This window comes from Mycobacterium sp. E2989, assembly GCF_001667595.1.
Classification (GTDB): Bacteria; Actinomycetota; Actinomycetes; order Mycobacteriales; family Mycobacteriaceae; genus Mycobacterium.
In genome coordinates this window covers 20350-27189 of sequence record NZ_LZJX01000012.1, presented here as the reverse complement: position 1 = coordinate 27189, position 6840 = coordinate 20350, and the positions used below count along the sequence as shown (strand labels likewise).

Annotated in this window: 6 protein-coding genes and 1 pseudogene; 5 read left to right on the top strand and 2 right to left on the bottom strand. The window is 70.8% G+C overall.

Annotation, left to right across the window (positions count from 1 at the left end):
• The 5 genes and pseudogenes from A5680_RS03130 to A5680_RS03110 form a co-directional block, all read left to right on the top strand.
• Positions 1–422 (top strand): annotated as a pseudogene (locus A5680_RS03130) (ATP-binding protein); the annotation flags it as partial.
• Positions 419–817 (top strand): serine protease inhibitor, encoded by a 399-nt coding sequence (locus A5680_RS03125; RefSeq protein WP_055401282.1) that lies wholly within the window; start codon positions 419–421, stop codon positions 815–817. The pseudogene A5680_RS03130 and the gene A5680_RS03125, both read left to right, overlap by 4 nt.
• Before the next feature lie 6 nt (positions 818–823).
• Positions 824–1198: a DUF742 domain-containing protein gene (locus A5680_RS03120; protein WP_067816043.1), complete on the top strand. Its 375-nt coding sequence runs from the start codon at positions 824–826 to the stop codon at positions 1196–1198.
• Positions 1179–1772, top strand: a complete 594-nt coding sequence (locus A5680_RS03115; protein ID WP_055401278.1) for an ATP/GTP-binding protein — start codon at positions 1179–1181, stop codon at positions 1770–1772. Before A5680_RS03120 ends, A5680_RS03115 begins: the two co-directional genes overlap by 20 nt.
• Positions 1769–2320, top strand: a complete 552-nt coding sequence (locus A5680_RS03110; protein ID WP_067816040.1) for a pentapeptide repeat-containing protein — start codon at positions 1769–1771, stop codon at positions 2318–2320. The genes A5680_RS03115 and A5680_RS03110 overlap by 4 nt, the downstream gene beginning before the upstream one ends.
• 5 nt (positions 2321–2325) lie before the next feature.
• Here A5680_RS03110 and A5680_RS03105 read toward each other — a convergent pair whose 3' ends face one another.
• Positions 2326–4818 (bottom strand): ATP-binding cassette domain-containing protein, encoded by a 2493-nt coding sequence (locus A5680_RS03105; protein WP_067816038.1) that lies wholly within the window; start codon positions 4816–4818, stop codon positions 2326–2328.
• A gap of 1 nt (position 4819) precedes the next feature.
• The gene (locus A5680_RS03100; RefSeq protein ID WP_067816035.1) at positions 4820–6835 is read right to left on the bottom strand and encodes an ATP-binding cassette domain-containing protein; all 2016 of its coding nucleotides are present in this window, start codon (positions 6833–6835) and stop codon (positions 4820–4822) included.
• Positions 6836–6840 lie beyond the last annotated feature (5 nt).

Genomic DNA, 6840 nt, shown 5'->3' with positions numbered 1-6840 from the left:
GCCTCGTTGGCCGCCGGGCCGCCCAGCCCGCCACCCAGGCGGCCGACGACGACGTGATCTACCGGCGCATGCTGTCGGAGATGCTGGGCGACCCGCACGACCTGGTCAACAGCCCCGACCTGGACTGGCAGTCGGTGTGGGACCGCGGCTGGACGCTGGCCGCCGCGGCCGAAGACAAGCCCGTCGAGTCGCGCACCGCCGAGCACGGCCTGCCGGTCCGCACGCCCGGCGCCCGGCTGGTTCCCGGGGCGGCCAACGGGGCGGGCCTGCCCGATCCGGACCAGCCGGACTCCGATCGGGAACCGCAGCACGCGGCCACGGCACGCGACCCCGAGGCGGTTCGGGCGTCGTTCAGCAGCCACTTCGGCGGGGTGCGCACCGGCCGGTCGCACGCCCGCGAGCAAGGGGATGATCAGGAATGACGTCGCCCGGTAATCCGCTGGACTGGCTGGTGACGCGGTTCGCCCGCGAGGTCCCCGGCGTGGCGCACGCCCTGCTGGTCTCCGTGGACGGGCTGCCCATCGCCGCCAGCGAACACCTCCCGCGCGAGCGCGCCGACCAGCTGGCCGCGGTGGCGTCCGGCCTGGCCAGCCTCGCGACCGGCGCGGCCCAGCTCTTCGAGGGCGGCCAGGTGCTGCAATCGGTGGTCGAGATGCAGAACGGCTACCTGCTGCTGATGCGCGTCGGCGACGGCTCGCACCTGGCCACCCTGGCCGAGACGTCGTGCGACATCGGTCAAATCGGCTACGAGATGGCCATCCTGGTCGAGCGCGTCGGCGGCGTGGTGCAGTCCACCCGCCGGTCTGGCGTCTCGTGAGCCGCGATGGACGAATCCGAGCCCCGGCCGAGCCCGCGTAGCGGCAACCTGGTCCGCCCGTACACCCTGACGTCCGGACGGACCGGCACCGACGTCGACCTTCCCGTGGAAGCGCCGATCCAGACGCTGCAGGCCGGCCTGGCCCACAAGTGGCCGCCCGACGACGTGAAAGGCAAGATCATCCAACTGTGCGTCGCCAGCCCGTCGGTCGCGGAGATCTCGGCCCGACTCGATCTGCCGCTCGGCGTCACGCGCGTCCTCGTCGGCGATCTGGTGTTGTCCGGCTACCTTCGGGTGCATAGGACGTTGTCCGAGCGTTCGACAAGGGATGAGCGCCACGAACTGATAGGAAGGACCCTGCGTGGCCTTAAGGCACTCTGAGGCGCGGCCCGACGTGCACTCCGATTCCGCCCACGCATCGACCAAGATCGTCATCGCGGGCGGATTCGGCGCCGGCAAAACGACTTTCGTCGGTGCGGTGTCGGAGATCATGCCGCTGCGCACCGAGGCGATGCTCACCGACGCCTCGACCGCCGTCGACGCGCTGGAGGCCACCCCGGACAAGCGGACCACCACCGTCGCGATGGACTTCGGCCGGATCACGCTCGAAGAGGACCTGGTGCTCTACCTGTTCGGAACGCCGGGGCAGCGCCGGTTCTGGTTCATGTGGGACGACCTGGTCCGCGGCGCCATCGGGGCGATCGTGTTGGTCGACTGTCGCCGCCTGGAGGACAGCTTCGCCGCCGTCGACTTCTTCGAGCACCGCAACCTGCCGTTCTTGGTCGCGGTCAACGAGTTCGACGGCGCGCCGCGCTACCCGGTCGCCGAGGTGCGCGAGGCGCTCACCTTGCCCGCGCACATCCCGGTGATCACGGTCGACGCCCGGGACCGCCGGTCGGCGACCGACGCCTTGATCGCGGTGAGCGAATACGCGCTGACCACCCTCGCCAGTTGACCGACCCCTGGGCCGATCGCGAGTTCACCGGCCGCGATTTCACCGACTCAGACCTCAGCCGGCTGCGCACCGAGCGGGCCGTGTTCGACCAGTGCAACTTCAGCGGCGCGAACCTGGCCGAGTCGCAACATCGCGGGTCGGCGTTTCGCAATTGCACCTTTCAGCGAACATCGTTGTGGCACAGCACGTTTGCGCAATGCAGCATGCTGGGGTCGGTCTTCGTGCAGTGCCGAATGCGGCCGATCGTCTTCGACGAGGTGGACTTCACACTCGCGGTGCTCGGCGGTAACGACCTGCGGGGCGTCGACCTGAGCGGCTGCCGGTTGCGCGAGGCCAGCCTGGTGGAGGCGGACCTGCGCAAGGCGGTGTTGCGCGGCGCCGACCTGTCCGGCGCGCGGGCGACGGGCGCCCGGCTGGACGACGCCGACCTGCGCGGCGCGACCGTGGATGCCTCGCTGTGGCGAACCGCGAGGCTGACGGGGGCGCGCGTGGACGTCGGTCAGGCCGTCGCCTTCGCGGCGGCTCAGGGGTTGCGGCTCGACGGCTGAGCGGCTCAGTGCTTGAGCCGGATCCGCCACCGCACGACGGCGGTGTACGCGATCGACAGCCCCACGAGCATGCCCATGTCGAACAGCCAGGCGCCGGCGGTGTGCTTGAAGTGGCTGTCGCGGGGGCTCTGCGGGCCGGGCGCCACCGTCCACAGATCGACGGTCGACGCCTGCGCGGCGTACCCCCACCGCGACGGCACCAGCCAGGACAGCTGGTCGAGGAAGATCCGGTTGGTCACCGGCACCATCCCGCCGGAGAGCACCATCTGCATCATCAGCGACACCACCAGCAGCGGCATGATCTGTTCGCTGGAGCGCGCCAGCGCCGACAGCAGCAGGCCCAGCATCGCCGCCGCCACGCACGTCGCCGCGACGGCGACGAACAGCTCGAGCGTGGCGTTGCCCAGCAGCACGGCCGGCCGCTTCGGGGTGCCCTTGCCCGCCACCACGATCGCCGTCGCGATGGCCGCCTGGACGACGGCGAACACACAGAACACCGCGACCTTGGCCAGCAGGTACGCCGTGGTCGACAGCCCGACCGCCTGCTCCCGCTTAAAGATCGGGCGCTCGCCGATGAGGTCGCGGATGGTCAGCGCGGTGCCCATGAACGCCGCGGCCATGGTGAGCAGCGTCAAAATCGTCCCGGCCTCGCCGGCCGATTCGCTGGTCGGATCGGCGTAGCCGAAACCGGTGTGGCCGGGCACGGTCAGCGACAGCGCGCCCATCACGAACGGCAACAGCGTCAGGAACACGAAGTAGGCGCGGTCGGAGACCACCAGCCGAACCTGGCGGCGGGCGATGGTGGAGAACTGGCGCCGCATGCTGGTGCCCGGCGCGACATCCAGGTCGGCCGGCGCCTCGGTCTCCACCGCCGGCGGCGGCTTGTTCTGCGCCAGGAAACGGCGGTTGGCCTCGTCGGGGTCGGCGCCCACCTTCGCGAAGATCTGCGCCCAGTTGGTGGTGCCCATGACCGCCCCGATCTGGTCGGGCGGGCCCAGGAACGCCGTCTTGCCGCCGGGCGCCATCAGCAGCACCTGGTCGCAGACGTCGAGGTAGGTCAGGGAGTGGGTGACCACCAGCACCACCCGGCCGGCGTCGGCCAGCTGGCGCAGCATCGTCATCACCTGCAGGTCCAGCGCCGGGTCCAGGCCGGAGGTCGGCTCGTCGAGGATCAGCAGCGACGGCCCGGTGATCAACTCGAGGGCCACCGACGCGCGCTTGCGCTGGCCGCCGGAGAGCTTGTCGACGCGGGTGTCGGCGTGCTGGGTCAGCCCCAGCTCGTCGAGCACCTGGGCGACCACCTGTTCGCGGTCGGCCTTGCTGGTGTCGGGCGGGAGCCGCAGCTCGGCCGCGTAGCCCAGCGCCTGGGTGACCGTCAGCTGGCGGTGCACGACGTCGTCCTGGGGGACCATCCCGATCCGGGTGCGCAGCGACGCGTACTCGGTGTGGATGTTGTGCCCCTCGAACGTGACCACCCCGGAGGTCGGGGTCGCGTACCCGGCGATCAACCGCGACAGCGTGCTCTTGCCCGCGCCCGACCCGCCGATCAGGGCGGTCAGCGTGCCCGGGCGGGCCGTCATCGAGATCCGCTCCAGCAGGCTCTTGCCGTTGATGCTGAAGTCGACGCCGCGCACCTCCAGGCCACCGGTGCGCGCCGCCGCCTCCTGGCGGCGGACCAGGATGCCGCCGGAGAACACCAGGTCGACGTTGCCGATGGTGACCACGTCGCCCTCGGACAGCACCGCGGACGCGGCCTTGACGCCGTTGACGAAGGTGCCGTTGCTGCTGTTGGCGTCCCGGATCTCGGGCCCCGCCGGCGTCGGGGTCAGGAACGCGTGGTGGCGCGAGGCCAGCACGTCGTGGATGACGATGTCGTTGTCGAGCGCGCGACCGATCCAGGCGGCGCGTCCGGGCCGGTCGGTCGCCCGGTCGGAGTCGGGCCCCAGGTTCTTCACCCGCGTGGTCGGGAACTCCGCCCGCTGGCCGCTCACGCCGATCTCGGTCGGCGGGATCGCGCCCGCCTGCGGCACCGCCCGGGTGCCGGCGTCCGGGCGGACGATCGGCACGGCGGTGGTGCGCTGCGGGCCCTCCCACTGGTACGGGCGCGGGGACTGGGCCGGGGCTTGCCGCGGCGGGGCGATGACCGGGATCGCCTCGGTCGTCGGCGGCAGCATGCCGACCGACCCGGTGTGGTGGCCGACCTCGAAGGTGATCCGCGGGCCGTCGGCCCTGCCGAGGTTGACGGTCTGGCCGTCGACGATGTCGAACTGCGGCACCCGCTGGCCGCCGACGTACACGCCGTTCTGCGAATTGTTGTCCAGCGCAATCCACTTGCCGTGGTCGAAGCGCAGCAGCAGGTGCGCGCGGGCGATCAGGGGGTGCGCCACCCGCAGGTCCGCGTGCAGGTCGCTGCCGACGACCACGTCGCAGCCGGCCGCGAAGCTACCCTTCGACCGGTCGGATCGAACCGTCAGCACGGGCTCGGCAGCTTGCGTCATGTCAACGTTTCAGCCGGATGTGCCAGCGGACGTAGGCGGTGTAGCCGATCGACAGCGCCGCGAGCATGAGCATGTCGAACACGAAGATGTGCTTGGAGTGCTGCCAGATCGGGTCGTTGGTCGGGATCTGCTTGACCTTCACCAGCGACGGAAAGTCGATCGACGAGGCGCCCGCGGCATAGCCCCACCGCGCGGGTGTCAGCCACGCGAGCTGCTCGAGGCCGAAGCGCTGATAGACGGGGATCATCCCGCTGGAGAACACCAGCTGCGACATGATCGACACCACCAGCAGCGGCATGATCTGTTCGTTGGACTGCGCCAGGGCCGACAGCAGCAGCCCCAGCATCGCCGACGCCACGCAGGTGCCTGCGACGGTGACGAACAGCGAGAACGTGGAGTTGCCGAAGAACGGCGGGTGCGCGGTCGGCGCGCCCTTGCCCAGCCGCACGATGATGGTCGCGATGGCCGCCTGCAGCGTCGCGAAGACGCAGAACACCGCGATCTTGGCCAGCAGGTAGGCGGTGGTGGACAGGCCGACGGCCTGCTCCCGCCGGAAGATCGGGCGCTCGCCGATCAGGTCGCGGATGGTCAGGGCGGTGCCCATGAAGACGGCGCCGATGTTCAGCAGCACCATGATGTACTGCGGCTGGGTGGGGGCCGGGCCGAGCGGGTCGGCGGGGCCGAGGCCGGGATGCGGGCCCTTCACGGTCAGCGACAACGCCCCGATGAGGAACGGCAGGATCGCCAGGAAGATCGTGTAGCCGCGGTCGGATACCACGAGGCGCACCTGGCGGCGGGCGATCGTGGACAGCTGCCGCCACAGGTCGGTCTTCGGCGGCTCGCCAAGGTCGGCCGGGCTTTGCGGGGAGGGTGGCCGCGACGACCCCTGGTCGCGTTCCTTGAACCGGCGGTTCGCCTCGTCCGGGTCGGCTCCCACCTTGGCGAAGATGTCGGCCCAGTTGCGGGTGCCCATGGCCGCCTCGACCTGGTCGGGCGGCCCGCAGAAGGCGGTCTTGCCGCCCGGCGCGACCAGCAGGATCTGGTCGCACACGTCCAGATACGACACCGAGTGGGTCACCACCAGCACCGTGCGACCGGCGTCGGCGAGCTGGCGCAGCATCAGCATGACCTGCCGGTCCAGCGCCGGGTCCAGGCCGGACGTCGGCTCGTCGAGCAGCAGCAGCGACGGCTGGGTGAGCAGCTCGAGGGCCACCGAGGCGCGCTTGCGCTGCCCGCCCGACAGCTTGTCGACCCGGGTCTCGGCGTGCTTGGTCATGTCGAGTTCTTCGAGGACCTGCGCGACGACCTGGGCCCGCTCCGCTTTGCTGGTGTCGGGCGGCAGGCGCAGCTCGGCGGCGTAGTTCAGGGCCTGGTTGACGGTCAGCTGGCGGTGCACGACGTCGTCCTGCGGGACCATCCCGATCCGGCTGCGCATCGTCGCGTACTCGGCGTGGATGTCGTGGCCCTCGAAGGTCACCGAGCCCGACGTGGGGCTGGTGTAGCCCACGATCACCCGCGACAGCGTGGTCTTGCCCGCGCCCGAGCCGCCGATGATGGCGGTCAGCGTGCCGGGCCGCGCGGTCAGCGAGATGTGGTCGAGCAGTTGCTTGTTCTGCTCGACGGTGTAGCAGACGGAGTTCACTTCCAGGCCGCCGGTGCGCGTCGCGGCCTCGGTGCGGCGCAGCAGGGTGTCGCGGGTGAACACCAGGTCGACGTTGCCGATGGTGACCACGTCGCCCTCGGTCAACACCGCGGACCCCACCCGCACGCCGTTGACGAAGGTGCCGTTGACGCTGTGCGCGTCGCGGATCTCGGTGCCCAGCGGCGTCTGGGTCAAAAACGCGTGATGGCGGGAGGCGAGCACGTCCTGGATGACGATGTCGTTGTCGGTGGACCGGCCGATCGTGATCGCGCCGGACGGCTTCGGCATCGCGCCGGATCGCGACGGCATGAGCGCCTGGAACATCTTGGTCGCCAGGTTGGCCACCTCGGGCGGCTTCGCGGCGCTGCGCGACATCTCGG